Source organism: Raineya orbicola (assembly GCF_002843425.1).
Lineage (GTDB): Bacteria > Bacteroidota > Bacteroidia > Cytophagales > Thermonemataceae > Raineya > Raineya orbicola.
The window spans coordinates 1-786 of record NZ_NKXO01000097.1 but is presented as its reverse complement, the minus strand read 5'-3'; the positions used below and the strand labels follow the sequence as shown (position 1 = coordinate 786).

The window sequence follows — 786 nt, the reverse complement described above, 5'->3', positions numbered from 1 at the left end:
CAATTTGTGGTCTGGAATTATTGCCTACAAATTCCTAGATAAAAAGCCCACTATTAGAGATTTTCAAGAAAAAAATCTACTTACAAATTTTGAACTTTTTCAAGATATTGCCGCTTAACTCACGTTACGCCAAATACCTAATATGGTAATCGGATATGCCCACCAAGGTATAAAAAATTTTTTATTTTTTTTATAGATAGTTTTGGCAATTACAGCCGCCACTTGTTCAGGTTGCATAGCAGGAGCATTTTCGTAAGCCTTTGTTGGGCTTATCATTCTCGTTTTCACCAAAGGCAAATATAAAGTAGAAATGGTAATATTTTTTTGGCTTAATTCTGGGGCAATACATTGTAGCCATTGGTCAAAGGCAGTTTTTGAAGCCTGATAAGCCGCCCAATAAGGTGTTGGAGGCATTCGTACGCTCAAAGCCGAAATGTTTATCAGATGTCCTTTGCTTTCTGCTAAAATAGGTAACAAAGCCAATGTAATACTGACAGGTGTTAAATAATTGAGTTGTATGGTTCTTGTGAAGTCGTGGTATCTTTCCAATGAATCCCAAATAGAGCGTCTTATGGATTTACCTGCATTGTGTATAAGAATATCTATTTTTTTTATTTCCGTTTGATTCAGTCCTCCGACAAAATTTTTAGTTTGAAAAAGTAAAAAAAGAGCCATATAATTGTTGAGAGAAAAAACAAAGTTTATATGGCTCACACACAAGGGAAAGCTTTACGCAAAGGTAATGAAATGTTAGCTGTTTTGCAAAAATATTTATCAGATTGGCAT

The 786-nt window shown here is 34.5% G+C and carries 1 protein-coding gene; it reads right to left on the bottom strand.

The genetic code is table 11. The annotated features are described in order from the left end of the window. Positions 1-114: 114 nt before the first annotated feature. Positions 115-675 (bottom strand): SDR family NAD(P)-dependent oxidoreductase, encoded by a 561-nt coding sequence (locus tag Rain11_RS13765; protein ID WP_101359945.1) that lies wholly within the window; start codon positions 673-675, stop codon positions 115-117. Between the last annotated feature and the right edge of the window lie 111 nt (positions 676-786).

What these genes read in the sequence shown, in the direction of transcription:
- Rain11_RS13765 (WP_101359945.1), bottom strand. Translation starts at nt 675, where the DNA reads ATGGCTCTTTTTTTACTTTTTCAAACTAAAAATTTTGTCGGAGGACTG.